17 protein-coding genes and 1 pseudogene are annotated in these 15,613 nt (G+C 71.5%); 4 read left to right on the forward strand and 14 right to left on the reverse strand.

Going from position 1 to position 15,613, the window contains the following annotated elements; translation table 11 throughout:
- The 5 genes from Q0R63_RS09255 to Q0R63_RS09275 all read right to left on the reverse strand — a co-directional run.
- Positions 1-392: GTP-binding protein (locus Q0R63_RS09255; protein ID WP_295696624.1), on the reverse strand; the 392-nt coding region annotated here is incomplete at its 3' end.
- A gap of 98 nt (positions 393-490) precedes the next feature.
- Positions 491-772, reverse strand: a complete 282-nt coding sequence (locus Q0R63_RS09260; RefSeq protein WP_295696626.1) for a nitroreductase/quinone reductase family protein — start codon at positions 770-772, stop codon at positions 491-493.
- Between the two features lie 41 nt (positions 773-813).
- The gene (locus Q0R63_RS09265) at positions 814-1,374 is read right to left on the reverse strand and encodes a DinB family protein (RefSeq protein WP_295696628.1); all 561 of its coding nucleotides are present in this window, start codon (positions 1,372-1,374) and stop codon (positions 814-816) included.
- A gap of 58 nt (positions 1,375-1,432) precedes the next feature.
- A complete protein-coding gene (locus Q0R63_RS09270; RefSeq protein ID WP_295696630.1) occupies positions 1,433-2,698 on the reverse strand; it encodes a cytochrome P450 in 1,266 nt (421 codons plus the stop codon).
- Positions 2,695-3,336 carry a hypothetical protein gene (locus Q0R63_RS09275; RefSeq protein WP_295696632.1) on the reverse strand — a complete coding sequence of 214 codons (642 nt, stop codon included), beginning with the start codon at positions 3,334-3,336 and terminating at the stop codon, positions 2,695-2,697. The genes Q0R63_RS09270 and Q0R63_RS09275 overlap by 4 nt, the downstream gene beginning before the upstream one ends.
- 128 nt (positions 3,337-3,464) lie before the next feature.
- Here Q0R63_RS09275 and Q0R63_RS09280 point away from each other — a divergent pair, with 128 nt between their 5' ends.
- Both Q0R63_RS09280 and Q0R63_RS09285 read left to right on the forward strand, forming a co-directional pair.
- Positions 3,465-4,679 (forward strand): AAA family ATPase, encoded by a 1,215-nt coding sequence (locus Q0R63_RS09280; RefSeq protein ID WP_295696634.1) that lies wholly within the window; start codon positions 3,465-3,467, stop codon positions 4,677-4,679.
- Positions 4,680-4,794: 115 nt separating this feature from the next.
- Positions 4,795-5,244 carry a hypothetical protein gene (locus Q0R63_RS09285; RefSeq protein WP_295696636.1) on the forward strand — a complete coding sequence of 150 codons (450 nt, stop codon included), beginning with the start codon at positions 4,795-4,797 and terminating at the stop codon, positions 5,242-5,244.
- Between the two features lie 275 nt (positions 5,245-5,519).
- Here the strand turns inward: Q0R63_RS09285 and Q0R63_RS09290 are convergent, their stop codons facing one another.
- Positions 5,520-5,879, reverse strand: coding sequence for a hypothetical protein (locus Q0R63_RS09290; RefSeq protein ID WP_295696639.1), 360 nt, complete (start codon positions 5,877-5,879; stop codon positions 5,520-5,522).
- A 178-nt stretch (positions 5,880-6,057) separates the two neighbouring features.
- The gene (locus tag Q0R63_RS09295; RefSeq protein ID WP_295696641.1) at positions 6,058-7,305 is read right to left on the reverse strand and encodes an MFS transporter; all 1,248 of its coding nucleotides are present in this window, start codon (positions 7,303-7,305) and stop codon (positions 6,058-6,060) included.
- Positions 7,306-7,456: 151 nt separating this feature from the next.
- On the opposite strand from Q0R63_RS09295, the gene Q0R63_RS09300 reads away from it, so the two are divergent.
- Positions 7,457-8,005, forward strand: coding sequence for a type II toxin-antitoxin system PemK/MazF family toxin (locus Q0R63_RS09300; protein WP_295696644.1), 549 nt, complete (start codon positions 7,457-7,459; stop codon positions 8,003-8,005).
- Positions 8,006-8,165: 160 nt separating this feature from the next.
- Here the strand turns inward: Q0R63_RS09300 and Q0R63_RS09305 are convergent, their stop codons facing one another.
- Entirely contained in the window at positions 8,166-8,303 is a 138-nt protein-coding gene (locus Q0R63_RS09305; RefSeq protein WP_295696647.1) for a hypothetical protein, read from the reverse strand.
- A gap of 70 nt (positions 8,304-8,373) precedes the next feature.
- Here Q0R63_RS09305 and Q0R63_RS09310 point away from each other — a divergent pair, with 70 nt between their 5' ends.
- A complete protein-coding gene (locus tag Q0R63_RS09310; protein ID WP_295696650.1) occupies positions 8,374-9,114 on the forward strand; it encodes a lysozyme in 741 nt (246 codons plus the stop codon).
- Positions 9,115-9,198: 84 nt separating this feature from the next.
- On the opposite strand, the gene rpsT is transcribed toward Q0R63_RS09310, so the two are convergent.
- The 6 genes and pseudogenes from rpsT to Q0R63_RS09340 all read right to left on the reverse strand — a co-directional run.
- Positions 9,199-9,459, reverse strand: coding sequence for a 30S ribosomal protein S20 (gene rpsT, locus Q0R63_RS09315; protein ID WP_295696652.1), 261 nt, complete (start codon positions 9,457-9,459; stop codon positions 9,199-9,201).
- Positions 9,460-9,655: 196 nt separating this feature from the next.
- The gene (gene holA, locus Q0R63_RS09320; protein ID WP_295696655.1) at positions 9,656-10,627 is read right to left on the reverse strand and encodes a DNA polymerase III subunit delta; all 972 of its coding nucleotides are present in this window, start codon (positions 10,625-10,627) and stop codon (positions 9,656-9,658) included.
- A gap of 67 nt (positions 10,628-10,694) precedes the next feature.
- Complete coding sequence (locus Q0R63_RS09325) at positions 10,695-12,896, reverse strand: ATP-dependent DNA helicase (RefSeq protein WP_295696662.1); 2,202 nt, start codon at positions 12,894-12,896, stop codon at positions 10,695-10,697.
- Positions 12,897-13,163: 267 nt separating this feature from the next.
- Entirely contained in the window at positions 13,164-14,192 is a 1,029-nt protein-coding gene (locus tag Q0R63_RS09330) for a GNAT family N-acetyltransferase (RefSeq protein ID WP_295696658.1), read from the reverse strand.
- Positions 14,193-14,307: 115 nt separating this feature from the next.
- On the reverse strand, positions 14,308-14,772 hold the full coding sequence (locus Q0R63_RS09335) for an OsmC family protein (protein WP_295696660.1): 465 nt from the start codon (positions 14,770-14,772) through the stop codon (positions 14,308-14,310).
- 96 nt (positions 14,773-14,868) lie between these two features.
- Positions 14,869-15,613, reverse strand: a pseudogene (locus Q0R63_RS09340) (glucosidase); the annotation flags it as partial.

Consider the following 15,613-nt stretch of genomic DNA (forward strand, 5'->3'; position numbering starts at 1 on the left):
TAGAGGTTCGCCAGCGTCTGCGCCTCGATGCCCTGAGCCGCGTCCACGAGCAGGACGGCACCTTCGCAGGCCTCGAGGGAGCGGGACACCTCGTACGTGAAGTCGACGTGACCAGGGGTGTCGATCATGTTGAGGACGTACTCGGTGCCGGCGAAGGTCCAGGGCAGCCGTACGGCCTGGGACTTGATCGTGATGCCGCGCTCGCGCTCGATGTCCATGCGGTCGAGGTACTGCGCCCGCATCGCCCGACCGTCGACGACGCCGGTCAGCTGCAGCATCCGGTCGGCGAGGGTCGACTTGCCGTGGTCGATGTGCGCGATGATGCAGAAGTTCCGGATGAGGTGCGGCGGCGTCGCGTGCGGCGGCAGCGCGGTGCGGGCCATGGGTGACACGGTGCGGAGAACCTCACGGAGGGCATCGGGGAATCGGACGGACTCCCCATCATTTCACGCGCTGCCGGTATGCCGTGACCGCCGCTACCGGGGTCGGCTCAGCCCTCGCCGACCCGCACCAGCTCGACCAAAGGGATCTCGCGTGCTCCCGCCGACTCCTCGTGCTCGACGAAGAACGGATAGGCGGCCTGGATCCGGCCCCAGACGGCCGCACGGTCCTCACCGGCGAGGACGTGCGCGGTCGCGGCATACCTCTCGTCGCCGATCTCGACGCTGACCTGCGGGTCCGCGCGCAGGTTGACGCACCAGCTCGGGTCGTCGGCCGCGCCCATGTTGGAGGCGATGACGACCACGCGCTCCCCCTCGCGGTGGAACATCATCAGGCTGGTCCGCTCCCGGCCGGTCCGGGCGCCGGTCGTCGTCAGCAGGAGCAGCCGGTCGCGCCGTCGATGCCCTCGCGCAGGAGATCGGCGTGGCCGTTGTGCTGGGCATACTCGGCGATCTGCTTGACCAGCACCGCGCGCAGCGAGATCGGTGCGCCGTCGCGGACCCGGTGGCCCTCGACGTCGAGCGACGCCGTGGCGGCGACGATCTCCCGCGACCGGTCGCACTCCCGGCGCCAGGCCGCCCACGCCTCGTCGAGGTCGCCGTCGAGCCGCTCGAAGTCCTGGTCGGGGTCGTCGTCGGAGTAGTAGATCATCGGGACGTCGTCGCCCGCGAAGTTGATCTGGAACCACCATCGCTCCACACCCGTCAGGTGGCGCAGCAGCCCGTGGAGAGTCAGCGTCGAGGGTGGCATCGTGCGGGCGTTCATCTGCTTCGGCTCGACGCTCGCGCACTTGCTCGCGAACGTCGCCCGGTGGAAGTCGAGGTAGGTCGTGAGCATGGCGCGCTCGTCACCCGTCTGGGGCAGGACCGGACGGCTGTCGTCCGCCCACCGCTCGGAGTAGTTCTCCTCGGGCACAGGCGGCTTCGGTGTCATGACCTCACCCTGTCACCCGGCACCGACACCGCGCGGTGGTCACCCGAGCGGCATACCCTCAGGCGGCGACGGGCAGCCGGAGCGGCCCCCGGATCGTCGTCGACCCGCGCATCGTCACGGGCCCTGAGCGGCGCAGGCGCGGCATCCGCTCGGCGAGCGCCTGGAGGGCCACGGTGGCCTCGAGCCGGGCCAGCGGCGCGCCGATGCAGTAGTGCACGCCGCTGCTGAAGGCGAGGTGCTCGACCCCGGGAGTCCTCATGATGTCGAACCGGTTGGGCTCCGGATAGACCTCGGGGTCGCGCCCCGCGGCCGCGAGCAGCGTGATCACCCACTGGCCCTTGGCGATCGCCACTCCCCCGAGCTCGGTGTCCTCGAAGGACACCCGGCCGGTCTCCTGCACGGGCGGCAGATACCGCAGGACCTCCTCGACCGTGGAGCCGGCGAGGCTGGGGTCGTCGCAGAGGGTATGCCACTGGTCGGGGTGGCTCTGCAGGGCCAGCACGCCGTTGCCGATCAGGTTCACGGTGGTCTCGAAGCCGGCGACGAGCAGCAGCGAGCACATCGGCACGAGCTCGTGCGGCTGGATCCGGTCCCCGCGCTCGGCCACGAGGGCGCTGATCAGGTCGTCACGCGGCTCGCGGGCCCGCAGCTCGAAGAGCGACTCGAAGATCGCCTCCAGCTCCGTATTGGCGTGGATGACCTCACGCGCGTGCTTGAGGGAGTTGAGCCCGTCGAGAGCGCTCCCCAGCGCCGCGCCGTAGCGTTGGAACGCCGCCTCGTCGGCGTCGGGCACGCCCATCATCTCGCTGATGACGGCGATGGGCAGCGGCGCGGCGAAGTCGGCGACCAGGTCGAACTGGCCGCGCTGCTCCGCCCGGTCGAGGAGCTGGTGGACCTTCTTCTCGATCATCGTGGCGTAGGTCGACATCATCTTCGGGCTGAACGCGGGCAGGGCCAACCGTCGCAGCCGGGTGTGGTCGGGCGGGTTGAGCCCGAGCATGGAGAGGTCGAAGTCGTGGCTGCCGCCGTGGACCAGGTCGAGATCGGGGTCGCGCACCCCGAACTTGCGGCTCCGCAGGACCTGGCTGCAGAGGGGGTGGCTCGTCGTCGCCCAGTTGCCGAGGCGGGTGGGCACGACGGGGCCCTGCGCGCGGATCTGCTCGTAGACGGCATACGGGTCGCGACGGCCCTCCTTCAGTCGCGTGCGGGCGAGACCGTCGCCGCGGAGGCGACCGGCATACCAGCGCCTGACGCGTTCGCCGTAGAGGGCGGTCGCGAAGGCGCCGGCCTTCCTGACCTGTGTCGCCGTGGGCATCGGGCTCATCGGGTGCTCCTGCGGGTGGACGTGTGGGTGGGGGACGGTGCACCGACGCCGGAGAGCATCGTGTCGAGGACCAGGTCGGGGGCGTCGAGCCGCGCGAGGCGGCCGGACTGGACCGACTCCCACGCGACGTAGACGAGGGCGTAGAGACTCTGGCCGAGCCACCAGTCGGGGAGGTCGCGCAGGACTCCGGCGCTCCGGGCGCGGCCGAGGACGGCGATCAGGGAGCGGTCGAGCTGCAGGTAGACCCGGTGGACCTCGTCGTCGACGTCGAGGCTCGGCGTGCGCCAGATGAAGTTCAGCTGGGGCCCGATGGGCAGCAGCGCGGTGACGAGGGCGCGCAGCCCACCGTCGTCAGAGCGGTGTGCCCAGCGGCTGTCGGCCTCGTCGACCGCCGCCTGGCAGACCGCGAGCGCCCGCACGGCGACAGCGTGCTCGAGCTCGTCGCGGGTGGCGAAGAGCTTGAAGAGCGTGGTGCGGCCGATGCCGGCAGCCGCGGCGATCTGGGCCAGCGAGGCCCGAGGGTGCGCGACGAGGTAGCTCACCGCCGCGTCGAGGAGGGCAGTGTGCTTCTGGAGCTCGGGGTCACCCTCCGGGCTCGGCCCGATCCGGGGCAGGACCCCCGACGGCGAGACGCTCATGGGGGACGACCGTACGCCGGTGTTCGCGGCTGAACAAGAGTGTTCACCCCTCGACCTGGACCGGGTATGCCGGTCGTCCGGGCAGGCGGCCGGGCCCCCTGTCACTCCCCGTCGCTACCGTCCCACGGGTGCTGACCACCGTCGCCGTCTCGGGCTACCGCTCCCTGCGCGACGTCGTCGTGCCGCTGCACGGCCTCGACGTCGTGACCGGGGCGAACGGCAGCGGCAAGTCGAGTCTCTACCGCGCACTACGCCTCCTCGCCGACTGCGGCGCCGGTGAGGTCATCGGCTCCCTCGCGCGCGAAGGTGGCCTGCAGTCGGCGCTCTGGGCCGGGCCGGAGACGCTCGGGGGTGCACGACGGGAGGGCCACCCGGTGCAGGGCACGGTGCGCCGGGGGCCGATCAGCCTGCGGCTCGGCTACGCCACCGACGACGGATTCGGCTACCTCGTCGACCTCGGGCTGCCCCCGCCGGCCAGCGTCCCCGGCTACCCGTCGGCCTTCGACCGCGACCCCATCGTCAAGCGGGAGGTGGTCTTCTCCGGCCCGCTCGCCCGTCCCGGCTCGGTCCTCGTCGAGCGGAAGGGTCCGTCGGTCCGGGCTCGGGAGGGTCGCGGGTGGGTGGAGCTGACGCGGAGCATCCAGACCCACGAGAGCATGCTGACCGAGCTCGCCGACCCGGGTCGCACCCCCGAGCTGCTCGCCGTGCGTGAGCAGCTGCGGTCCTGGCGCTTCTACGACAGCTTCCGCACCGACCGCGAGGCGCCTGCCCGCCGGCCCCAGGTCGGCACCCGGACACCGGTCCTCGACCACGACGGGGCCGACGTCGCCGCCGCGCTGCAGACCATCCACGAGGTCGGCGACAGCCGGGCGCTCGACGCGGCGATCGCCGACGCCTTCGACGACGCGACCCTCAGCGTGATGGTCTCGGGCGGTCGCTTCGACGTGGGTCTCCAGCAACCGGGGGTGCTGCGACGCCTCGGCGCCGCCGAGCTCAGCGACGGCACGCTGCGCTACCTGCTGCTCGTCGCCGCCCTGCTCACGCCTCGCCCGCCCCAGCTGATGGTCCTCAACGAGCCCGAGACGAGCCTGCACCCTGACCTCCTTGCCCCGCTGGCCCGGCTGCTGCGTCGGGCTGCAGAGGAGGTCCAGCTGCTCGTGGTCTCGCACTCGCGCCCGCTCATCGCGGCGTTGGGCCCGGTGGACGGTGACATCAAGGTCGATGACAGGGCCGGTGCCGGACGGCCCGCCCACGGCATCGGGCTCCGCAAGGACCTCGGCGAGACGATGGTCCGGGGGCAGGGTCTGCTCACCACCCCGCCGTGGCACTGGGGCTCGCGCTGACGGCACCCGCCACGAACAGGGCAGGAACGGAGAAGCCTCACGTGTGGCTGGGCTCTAGCCTTTTGCCCAGCGGGACAGCACGCTCCGCGGTCAGCGTCGAGAGGAAGCGCACGAGATGCCCACGAAGAAGGCCGAGGCCGCGTCCCACGGATTCAGCGCCGACGAGCGCGCCGCGATGAAGGAGCGCGCTGCCGAGCTGCGCGCCGAGGGCAAGAAGGGTGCCAAGGCGGCCGACGGCCTGCAGGCGGTCCTCGACCAGATGGAGAAGATGGCGCCGGAGGATCGTGCGCTCGCCGAGCGCGTGCACGTCACGGTGACCGCGACGGCCCCGGAGCTGGCACCAAAGACCTGGTACGGGATGCCGGCCTACGCGAACGCCGACGGCAAGGTCGTGCTGTTCTTCCAGGACTCGGGCAAGTTCGGCTACCGCTACTCGACCCTGGGCTTCCAGGAAGCGGCGCACCTCGATGACGGCGACATGTGGCCGGCGTCGTACGCCCTCCTGACGTGGAGCCCCGCGGTCGAGAGGAAGGTCATCGCGCTGGTCAGGGCCGCGACCGCCTGATACCGCGGGGGGATGGCCCTCGTCTGCGCGGACGACACGGCCGAGATCGCGCTGGCCCTACCCGGGTCGCGGCCGAGCGGACGTTTCGGGGCAGCAGACCACGTCTGAACGCGCAGTGCCAGGGCCGGACGTGCGTTCCCGGGCGGCTGACGACTTCGTGAACGCGGCGAGCGGTCAGGCGCGCCGACTTCTCCTCAGGTGTGGAGGTGTCGGCGACGCGATGCAGGATCCGGGCTGGACTCATCCTCAGGTGAGGAGAAGTCTGGCGCGTCGTCCTATCTGCAGGCTCGGGACGGCCAGTCCGAGTAGTCGAGGTCGAAGTAGTCGGCGTCGGTCGCCACCTTGCGCACGGACCACGAGCCCTGGGCGTCGCGGTGCGCCCCGACGTTGTCGATTCCTCGACTGGTGTCGAACTCCACGAGCGCACAGTCACCGTCGACCGCCACCTCGGACACACCTCGAACCTCGATCCCGGGGACGGAACGCTCCAGCCCACTCCGAGCTGCGCTGATGGCCTCGACCGGCGCGCCGACGCTGCAGCCCGCCACGACGAGGGCGAGCGCGCCCCACGCCACGACCGAGAGTCGTCGGAGCTCCTCCCTCACCACCACGGGAAAAGCGTAGGCGATCAGCACGGAGACGGTCCTCCTCCTTGGCGGATGACTGACTTCAGCAGGACCCTCGCCGGCGTTGATCGGGTGGGGATGACCCTGTCAGGGCAGGGTCACGTCCACCCGATCCCGCGGCGTACGCGTCGTGACGAGCCCAAGCGCTCCCGGCCCCCACGCACGCCCCAGGGCCGAGCGCCCCGGATCAGACCGACTCGGGGTGCCGCCGGCCGACGACGACCGAGATGCCGGCGATCCCGAGGCCGAGGACGGCGAGCACGGCGCCCACCCGGCTCGGCCACTCGTAGCCGTAGCCCGCGGCGAGGACGATGCTGCCGAGCCAGGCGCCGAGGGCGTTGGCGATGTTCAGCGTCGAGTGGTTGAGGGCCGCCGCGAGCGACTGGCCGTCGCGGGCGACATCCATGAGCCGGGTCTGCAGGAGCGGGACGAGGATCGAGGGGACGAACCCGAGCCCGAGGACGAAGACGATCGCGAGCGGCTGGACGTGCGCGGCAAAACCGAAGAGCGACAACAGGATCGCGATCATCGCCATCGACGCGATCATCCCGCGCAGGATGCCGAACCGCGCGATGCGGCCGGCGAGGACCATCCCGCCGACCTGGCCGATGCCGTAGATCCCGAGGATCACCGGGATGGTGCCCGTCGAGAAGCCGGCGAGATCGGTCATCGTCGGCGTGATGTAGGCGTAGGTCGCGAACATGCCGCCGAAGCCGACCGTGCCGATGAGCAGCGCCAGCCAGACCTGCAGCCGGCCCAGCGCCTTGAGCTCCGAGCGCATCGACTCCTCGCCGCTGGCCGGCACCTGCGGGATCCACAGCGCGACCGCGGCGACGGTCAGCAGGCCGATCCCGCCGACGACGACGTAGGGCACCTGCCAGCCGAAGCTCTGCCCGAGCACCGTTGTCAGGGGCACCCCGAGGACGTTGGCGACGCCGAGCCCGATGAGCATCATCGCGACGGCCTGGGTCCGGCGCTCCCGAGGGACGAGGCTGGCCGCGACGACGGAGCCGATGCCGAAGAAGGCGCCGTGGGGCAGGCCGGAGAGGAAGCGGGCGCCCATCAGCTGCCAGTAGGTGTGGGCCAGCCCGCTCGCGGCGTTGGCGACCGCGAAGAAGAGCATCAGCCCGAGCAGGACCTTCTTGCGCGAGACGCGCGCGAAGAGCACGGCGATGAGCGGGGCCCCGACGACGACGCCCGCGGCATACGACGAGACGAAGTGGCCAGCGGTCGGGATGTCGGTGCCGATTCCCGCCGCGACCTGGGGGAGCAAGCCCATCGTGACGAACTCCGTCGTGCCGATCGCGACCCCGCCGACGGCGAGCGCGAGGAGGGCGAGGTTGACGTGAGCCGAGGGGATGCTCGGGCCGTCATCGAGCACGGGTGGGGCGGTGGGGAGGACCTCGGCGGTCGTCGCGAGGGAGGCGTCGGTCATGGGACCCGTTCTGGCAGTGGGAGCAGTGGCGGGGTCCACGATGACCGCGGCGAGCCTATCGAGGTATGCCGCCACCGAGGTCCGCCGCTGCTGCCGTGAGACCGCGTCTCACGCGGCTGGCCGAGAATCACCCCCTTGTTACCGTATGTCCATGGCTGAGCGTCTCGGGGACCGACTGCGCAGGATCGTGCTCGGCCGGGCGGCCACCGACGAACGTCACCCCGATGACGTACGTCCGCCACGCGACACGCGCGACGGGGTCAGCCCGCCCGCCGGCATGCGCTCCTACCCCGGGGACTACCTCGGCGTCCCTGCGATGGCCTACGCCCCTCAGCCGGACGGGCACCCGGACCCCGGCGAGGTGGTCTGGACCTGGGTCCCCTTCGAGGAGGACGCCTCGGTGGGCAAGGACCGGCCGGTGCTGCTCGTCGGCCACGACGGTGACTGGCTGCTGGGCGTCATGCTCACGAGCAAGGACCACGATCATGACCGCGCCCGCGACCGGGCCGAGGGGCGCGAGTGGATGGACGTCGGCGTCGGCGCATGGGACCGCCAGGGCCGGCCGAGCGAGGCACGGACCGATCGGATCATCCGGGTCGATCCGCAGAGTGTCCGGCGCGAGGGGGCGATCCTCGACGCCGACGTCTTCGAGGCCGTCACCCAGTCGATCCACGGGGCCCACGACCGCGGCCTGCTGTAGGGGTCTGCCGCCGGAGGGTGCGGCAGAAAGTCACCCTTGACCCGTTGGTGACGGAGAATTTGTCAGGATTTGAACTCCCCGTGGCCAACCTCGACGGGCCCGGTTCCTAGCGTGGTGGAGGTGATCGCGTTCGCGATCGATCCCTCCACGGCCCAGGGGTTCAGATGACACGCAACGACTCGACCACGACGACCCGGAGGGCCGGCCGAACCAGGATCAGGACGCTCGCCTCGGCGCTGGTCGCGGTGGGGACGGCATTCAGCGTCTGCGGCGTGAGCGTCTGCGCACTCGGCGCCACGACCGCCCACGCTCAGGTCCTCGCCCCGGACGCGTCCCCCGCCTTTCCGTCTTCCTCCACATCCTCGTCGATGACGCCCACACCGGCTGCCCGGGCTGCGGGCATCACCGGCGCCGGGACGGCATACATGGGGTGGTCGTCGCACGTCGCCGGTCGAGGCGGGGCCTCGGCCGCTGCGCCGATGACGACGGGCGCCGTGACCCCCGGCATCGACGTCTCGAGCTATCAGGGCAACGTCGACTGGGCGTCGTACTGGAGCCAGGGCAAGAAGTTCGCCTACGTCAAGGCCACCGAGAACACGAACTACACCAACCCCTACTTCAGCCAGCAGTACTCCGGCTCCTCCAACGTCGGGATGACCCGGGGCTCCTACCACTTCGCGACGCCGAACACGACGTCCGGGGCGACGCAGGCCAACTACTTCGTCGACCACGGGGGCGGCTGGTCGGCCGACGGCAGGACGCTGCCGGGTGCACTCGACATCGAGTACAACCCCTACGGGGCCACGTGCTACGGCCTCAGCCAGACCTCGATGGTGAGCTGGATCAGCAGCTTCCTCGGGACCTACCATTCGCGGACCGGCCGCTACCCGGTGATCTACTCCACCTTCGACTGGTGGAGCACGTGCACCGGCAACAGCAGTGCCTTCGCCTCGCTCAGTCCCTTCTGGATCGCCCGCTACAGCTCCTCGGTCGGATCACTGCCGGCCGGGACCGCGTACTACACGTTCTGGCAGTACTCGAGCAGCCCCATCGACCAGAACTACTTCAACGGCGACCTCTCGCGCCTGCACGCGCTCGCGACCGGTTGATCGGGCGTATCCCCGCCAGCCTCCACCTGCAGAACGGGCCCGTCACCGTGAGGTGACGGGCCCGTCGTGACGAGAGAGAGAGACTCAGAGCGTGGCGGCCTTCTTGGCCATCGCCGACTTCTTGTTGGCGGCCTGGTTCTGGTGGATGACGCCCTTGGCGACAGCCTTGTCGAGCTTGGTCGACGCCGTCCGCAGGGCTGCGCGAGCCTCGTCGGTGTCGCCGGCCTCGGCGGCCGTGCGGAACTTGCGGACCCAGGTGCGGAGCTCGCTCTTGACCGCCTTGTTGCGCTCGGTGGCCTTCTCGTTGGTCTTGATGCGCTTGAGCTGCGACTTGATGTTTGCCACGGGTGATCTTTCTCTGGTCGGTGTCTGGGAGGTGCCGTGCGAGGACGGCGAGGAGGTATGCGGACGGGCGTTGCGCCCTGCGCGTGAACCTCGCTGGGGGTGGAACAGCGTGCGCGCACGACCGGAGGGCGCCCGCGACTCGCAAATCTACCAGCGGGCCCGCTCCCCCACCAAAACGGTGGGCGGGTGACCGTCGTCAGCGAGCGCCGCCGTGGCGGGCGGCAGTGATCGCGAGGACCGCGCGCTCCACGGCATACACCGGGTCGCGACCACCACCCTTGACCTCGAAGTCCGCCGCGGCGACGGCCTGGATCGCGCGGCCGAGCCCGGGAGCATCCCACCCCCCGACCACCCGGCGGGCCTTGTCGACCTGCCAGGGGGCCATGCCCAGCTCCTTGGCCAGCTGCGCCGAGCTGCCCCGCCCGGCCGACCCGACCTTGACGAGCTGACGCAGCTGCGACGCGAGGACGGCCACGATCGGGACGGGGTCGACGCCGGTCGCGATGGCGTGCCGCAGCAGGCGCAGCGCCTCGCTCGTCTGGCCGGCGACCGCGGCGTCGGCGACCCGGAAGCCGCTCGCCTCGACCTTGCCCCCGTGATACTTCTCGACGAGCACCTCGTCGATGACGCCGTCGGTGTCGGCGACCAGCTGGCCGCAGGCCGACGCCAGCTCGCGGACGTCCTTGCCGACGGCCTCGACGAGGGCACGGACCGCCTCCGGCGTCGCCTTGCGCCCCTGCCGCCGGAACTCATGGGTGGCGAAGTCGCTCTTCTCACGGTCGGACTTGATGGCCGGGCAGTCGATCACCCGGGCGCTCTGCTTCTTCAGCGTGTCGAGCACCTTCTTGCCGCGCTGACCCGAGCGGTGGCTGACGACCAGCGTCACGTCGTCCTCGGGGGCGGCGAGATAGCTCAGCAGGTCGTCCTGCAGGGCGTCGGTCGCCTCCTCGAAGCCCTCGATCACCAGGACCTTGTCACCCCCGAAGAGGGACGGACTGGTGTGGAGGACGAGCTCGCCGGCGGCGTAGGTGTTGCCCTCGACGCGGATGACCTCGAGGTCGGGCGCCGCGTGCCGCAGCTCCGCGACGACGGACGCGCGGGCCCGCTCCGCCAGGACCTCTTCCGGACCGCTGATGAGCACCAGCGGCGGGACGGGAGGGGGGCTCACGCGGCATACTCTGCCACGGGCCTGTGACACGGCATCGGGTGCGATCCTGCGATCCACCACGGGCCGGTCAGGCGTCGCCGAAGGACAGGGTCGGCTCCCCCAGTCGCAGCCCGAGCTGCTCGAGGCGGACGGCGATGACCTCCGGGTCGAGCTCGAGGTGATCGGCGAGCTCGTCGCCGTCGATCCCGGCCTCGACGGCATCCCGCAGCTCGGCGTCCTGGTCTGCGGTCCAGGCGTGTCCGCCCGTCACGGCCGTGCGGGTCGAGGTCGCGCTGGGGGGCGGACCCGCGACCGGTCGGTGGTCGACGGCGGCGGGGCCGGCCGACACGGAAGCCGCCATCGAGGTGCCTTCGACCGCCCCGGCGATGCCCCGGAGCGCCGGGTCGGCGACCGGCAGCGGCGGCGGGGCGATCTCGTCCAGTCGCGTGAGGGCCGCCATGACCATCTCCCGGTCCGTCGTCGGCCAGAACGGTGGCAGCGAGCGCTGCAGGAAGCCGGCATACCGCGCGGTCATCATCCGGGAGTCGAGGATGGCGACGACCCCCCGGTCGTCGCCGCGCCCGATGAGCCGCCCGGCGCCCTGCGCCAGTCGCAGCGCGGCGTGCGTGGCGCTCACCGCCATGAAGCCGTTACCACCCATCCGGGCGATCGCCTCGGAGCGAGCGGACGCGAGGGGGTCGTCGGGGCGGGGGAAGGGGATCCGGTCGATGATGACGAGCTGGCACGAGGAGCCCGGGACGTCGACCCCCTGCCAGAGGGTCAGCGTGCCGAACAGGCAGGTGGAGGGTTCGCGGGCGAACTGCCTGACGAGAGTGGTGATCTGGTCGTCGCCCTGGCAGAGGATGTCGATCTTGGTACCGTCCTTGGCGAACCTGCCCCGCAGCTCCTCGGCGGCGTTCTGGGCCCCGCGCATCGAGGAGAAGAGACCGAGGGTGCGTCCACCGGCGGCACGGACGAGAGCCTCGATCTCGTCCAGCGACTGCGGTGAGGCGCCGTCGCGGCCCGGAGCCGGGAGGTGCTTCGCGACATACGCGATGGCCTGCCTGGGGTAGTCGAACGGGCTCCCGACGTCGAGGCCCTGCCACGCCGGGGCGCCGTCGCCACGCAGCCCGATCGTGCCCGCGAGGGCGTCGAAGCTGCCGCCCAGCTCGAGGGTGGCGGAGGTGAGGACGACGGTCCGCTCGGTGAAGATCCGCTCGCGCACGAGCCCGGCGACGCTCATCGGCGCGACGCGCAGGACCGTGCCCCGGCGCTGGTCGTGGGTGACCCACACGACGTCGAGCGCGCGCTCCTCGAGGATGCGCGCGGCGTTCTCGTTGATCTCGTCGATGGCGGCGCGCGCGACCTGACGGGCGCCGTCGGCCTCGATGCCCGGCTGGGGCTTGAGGTCGGACTGCACCCGGCTCGTGGTGTCACGGACGCGGGCCAGGGCCAGCGAGAGCGAGTCGGAGACGCCGGGCAGCCGCCCCTCGGGGAGTCCGGCGAGCACGTCCTGGAGCAGCACGCCGGCGTCCTCGACGTCCTCGGTGCGCTCGGACAGCTTCGCGGCTCGGCGGGCCGCGGTGGAGACCATCGACGCGGTGAGCTCGTCGGTGATCGTCGAGGTGACCCGGTCGACGAGCTCGTGCGCCTCGTCGACGACGAGGAGCTCGTGCTCGGGCAGCATCTGCCGTCCCTCGAAGGCGTCGATGGCCATGAAGGAGTGGTTGGTGACGATGACGTCGACGTCCTTGGCGGCCTCGCGGGAGCGCTCCACGAAGCACTCGGTGACCATCGGGCAACGGCTGCCCATGCACTCGTGGGCGCTCACCGAGACCTGGCGCCAGGCGCGCTCGCTGACCCCGGGCACGAGCTCGTCGCGGTCGCCGGACTCGGTGACGTCGGCCCACTCGCGCAGCCGGACGACCTCGTGGCCGAGGCGGGAGGCGCCGTGATCGACCTGCTCGACGCTCAGCAGGGTGTCGTCGTCGTCGGGGAAACCGCCGTGGAGCTTGTGCGCGCAGAGGTAGTTGCGGCGGCCCTTGACCAGCGCATACGTGGGGCGGCGGCCGAGCACCGGCGCGAGCGCCGCAGCCACGCGGGGCATGTCGCGGTCGACGATCTGCGACTGGAGGGCGAGCGTGGCGGTGGCCACGACGGCCGGCTTGCCGGTCTCGAACGCGTGCTTCACTGCCGGCACGAGGTAGGCGAGCGACTTGCCGGTGCCGGTGCCCGCCTGCACGAGCAGGTGCTCGTCGGAGTCGATGGCGTGCTCGACCGCCTTGGCCATCTCGACCTGACCGGGCCGCTCGGTGCCGCCGACGGCGAGGACGGCGGCCCGGAGGAGGGTGTGGAGGTCGGCAGGCACGAGCACAGGGTATGCCGCGGGGCCGAGGTGGCCCCCCGGCTCTCCACAGGCCCCCTTGCGTCCGCGCGGACGCGACACCAGAGGTCTCGTTGCCGCGGACGTCGCGGGGGCGGCATACACAACGTCCGCGTGCACGCGACACCGGTGTCCCGTTGCCGCGGACGTTGTGGGAGCCACGCGCCGAGGGCGTCAGTGCCGCCCGTCGTAGACCAGCGGGCCGCCGTCCGGGAGCCGGGCCATCTGGACGTCGTCGCGACGGGTGCCGTCGGGGAACCGCAGCCCGAGCGGTTGGCGTCCGGTCTCGACCCACCCCATCCGGGCGTAGAAGTCGCCGACACCCAGGCCGCTGCGGTAGTCGAGCCGCAGCAGGTCGACACCGGGCAGCGTGCGCGCCAGCCCGTGCATGCCCGCGAGCAGGATCCGACCGGTGTTGCGGCCCTGACTCGCGGGGTCGACCATGAACCGCCACAGCATCGCGATATGGGCGAAGCCCGGCCAGCCGTCGCGTAGCCAGAACCCGAGGCCGATCAGCCGGCCATCGGGGGCCCGCAGCAGGGCGAGGACGCCCCGGCCGTCGGCGAGGACGTCCTCGTGCCGGGACAACGCTGCCCTGATCGCGGGTCGGGGGGCGCCAGGCTGGAAGCCGACGGCGCCTCCGTCGTCGTTGACGCGGGTCCACAGGTCGAGGACCTCCTCGCGCAGGTCGGGCGTCAGCGCGGCCACCGAGGTGAAGTGAGGTGCCTCGAGGACGACGAAGGGCGGGTCGTCCGGCCCGTCCGCCGGATGCGCCTCGGTGCCGACCTCGTGCAGGCCCGCCGACAGCGCCGTCGCGACGGAGCCGGCGTTGTGGCGCCTCGCGCGGGCCAGCACGGTCCGGTCCGGAAGGACCTCCACCGCGGCGGCAACGATGGTCCGGACGAGCTCCCGACCGTAGCCCCGACCCAGCACGTCGTGCGCCAGCCGGTAGTAGAGGTTGAGGGCCGCCCGAGCGCCCGGGTCAGACTGCTCGGCGTCCGACCGGACACCACCCCACCCGATCACCCGCCCTGTGACCAGGTCCTCGACGGCGACATACCCGAATTGCTCTGTCTCCCAGTGCTCCAGCTCGGACGCGAGTCGGACACGGCAGCCTTCGGGGTCGGGCATGGTCGCCGGGGCGTGCACATACGTGCGGGGATCGGTGTGCAGCGCGGTGTATGCCGCGAGGTCCCCTGCCACGGGCCGGCGCGCCGGCGCATCCGCAGGCGTGCGGTCTCCTGCTCGAACGCGCTCCCGGTGCTCACCTGGGCATCATGTCAACATGGGCGCGGGGAGGGGTCGACCGCGGGTCCGGTCAGGCGGAGGCGGTCTGGAGCTGGGTCCAGGTGCTGGTGACCTCGACGCCGGCGAGCACGAAGAGCTGGCTGACGGGGCAGCGACGCTCGGTCTCGGTGCGCAGGGTCTCGAACTGCTCCGCCGTCGCGTCGGTCGCGACCTCGGCCGTCACCCGCAGGTTCTGGAAGGTCGTCTCCCCCTCGCGGTGCGTCCCGGTGGTCATCGTGGTGGGGTTGAAGTCGGCCTCGACGCGGAAGCTCACGTGCTCGATGGTGACGCCGAGCTCCTTGGCCACGATCGACGAGGTGACCTGGTTGCAGGACGACAACGAGGCGAGGGTGAAGGCCAGCGGGCTCGGGTGCTGGTCCTGGCCGCCGAACGCCTCGTAGGCGTCGGTCTCGATCGTGTAGTCGGCGCCGTCGACGGCGACGGTCTGGGCGACGCCGGTGCCACGACCGGTGACGGCGAAGGGGACGAGGGGCATGCGTATCTCCTAGAGATCCAGTGGGACATCGAGTTCATCACACCTGGACCGCAGCGTGGACACCTGGGCCCGGAATGTGGGACGGCTCTCCTACCTTCAGCGACCCGTGGCGGAGACCTCCTCGGGGTCGCCGTCCGAGCGGACGGTGCAGATGAGGTGGGCGACGAGCGCCGTCCAGCCGGTCTGGTGCGAGGCCCCGAGGCCGATTCCCGAGTCACCGTGGAAGTACTCGCTGAAGACGGGATGGTCGGCCCAGAGCGGGCCGGAGCCATGATCGCGCGGGTCCCCGGGGCGACGGCCGTCCGGCCCGGGACGGAAGAGACCCACCAGCCGGGACTCGATCTGGGCGGCGACCTCGTGCAGGCCGAGCCGCTGCCCAGACCCCGTGGGGTACTCGACCGTCAAGGTGGGGCCGGCGCCGACGGCATACGTGTGGAGGGCGTCGACCAGCAACACGTTGATGGGGAACCACACCGGTCCCCGCCAGTTCGAGTTGCCGCCGAAGAGACCGGAGTCCGAGGGACCCGGGGTGTAGTGCAGCGACACCGACTCGCCCGCGACATCGACGACGACACCATCCCGGTGCGCTGCCGAGAGCGAGCGGATGCCGTGCGGCGACAGGAACTCGCCCTCATCGAGGAGCCGAGGAAGCATTCGTGCCAACCGGATCGGGTCAACGACGGCCAGGGTGTGCGGCTCTCCCCCGGCGGTCAGCGAGATCAGGCTCTCGCTCTCCGCAACGCGATGCTGCCGCAGCCAACGCAGCGCCCCGGTGAAGTCGGGCAACTCGTCGGTCACCCACAGCGGGACGTTGCCGACCGCGAGCAGCGGGAGCAGGCCG

This window comes from Lapillicoccus sp. (assembly GCF_025353065.1).
In the GTDB taxonomy this organism is placed as follows: domain Bacteria; phylum Actinomycetota; class Actinomycetes; order Actinomycetales; family Dermatophilaceae; genus Lapillicoccus.

Excerpts from the sequence above, each read along its gene's own strand:
- Q0R63_RS09260 (WP_295696626.1), bottom strand. The coding sequence starts at position 772 with ATGATGTTCCACCGCGAGGGGGAGCGCGTGGTCGTCATCGCCTCCAAC.
- Q0R63_RS09265 (WP_295696628.1), bottom strand. The coding sequence starts at position 1,374 with ATGACACCGAAGCCGCCTGTGCCCGAGGAGAACTACTCCGAGCGGTGG.
- Q0R63_RS09270 (WP_295696630.1), bottom strand. The coding sequence starts at position 2,698 with ATGAGCCCGATGCCCACGGCGACACAGGTCAGGAAGGCCGGCGCCTTC.
- Q0R63_RS09275 (WP_295696632.1), bottom strand. The coding sequence starts at position 3,336 with ATGAGCGTCTCGCCGTCGGGGGTCCTGCCCCGGATCGGGCCGAGCCCG.
- Q0R63_RS09285 (WP_295696636.1), top strand. The coding sequence starts at position 4,795 with ATGCCCACGAAGAAGGCCGAGGCCGCGTCCCACGGATTCAGCGCCGAC.
- Q0R63_RS09295 (WP_295696641.1), bottom strand. The coding sequence starts at position 7,305 with ATGACCGACGCCTCCCTCGCGACGACCGCCGAGGTCCTCCCCACCGCC.
- Q0R63_RS09300 (WP_295696644.1), top strand. The coding sequence starts at position 7,457 with ATGGCTGAGCGTCTCGGGGACCGACTGCGCAGGATCGTGCTCGGCCGG.
- Q0R63_RS09310 (WP_295696650.1), top strand. The coding sequence starts at position 8,374 with ATGACGCCCACACCGGCTGCCCGGGCTGCGGGCATCACCGGCGCCGGG.
- Q0R63_RS09325 (WP_295696662.1), bottom strand. The coding sequence starts at position 12,896 with ATGGCCAAGGCGGTCGAGCACGCCATCGACTCCGACGAGCACCTGCTC.
- Q0R63_RS09335 (WP_295696660.1), bottom strand. The coding sequence starts at position 14,772 with ATGCCCCTCGTCCCCTTCGCCGTCACCGGTCGTGGCACCGGCGTCGCC.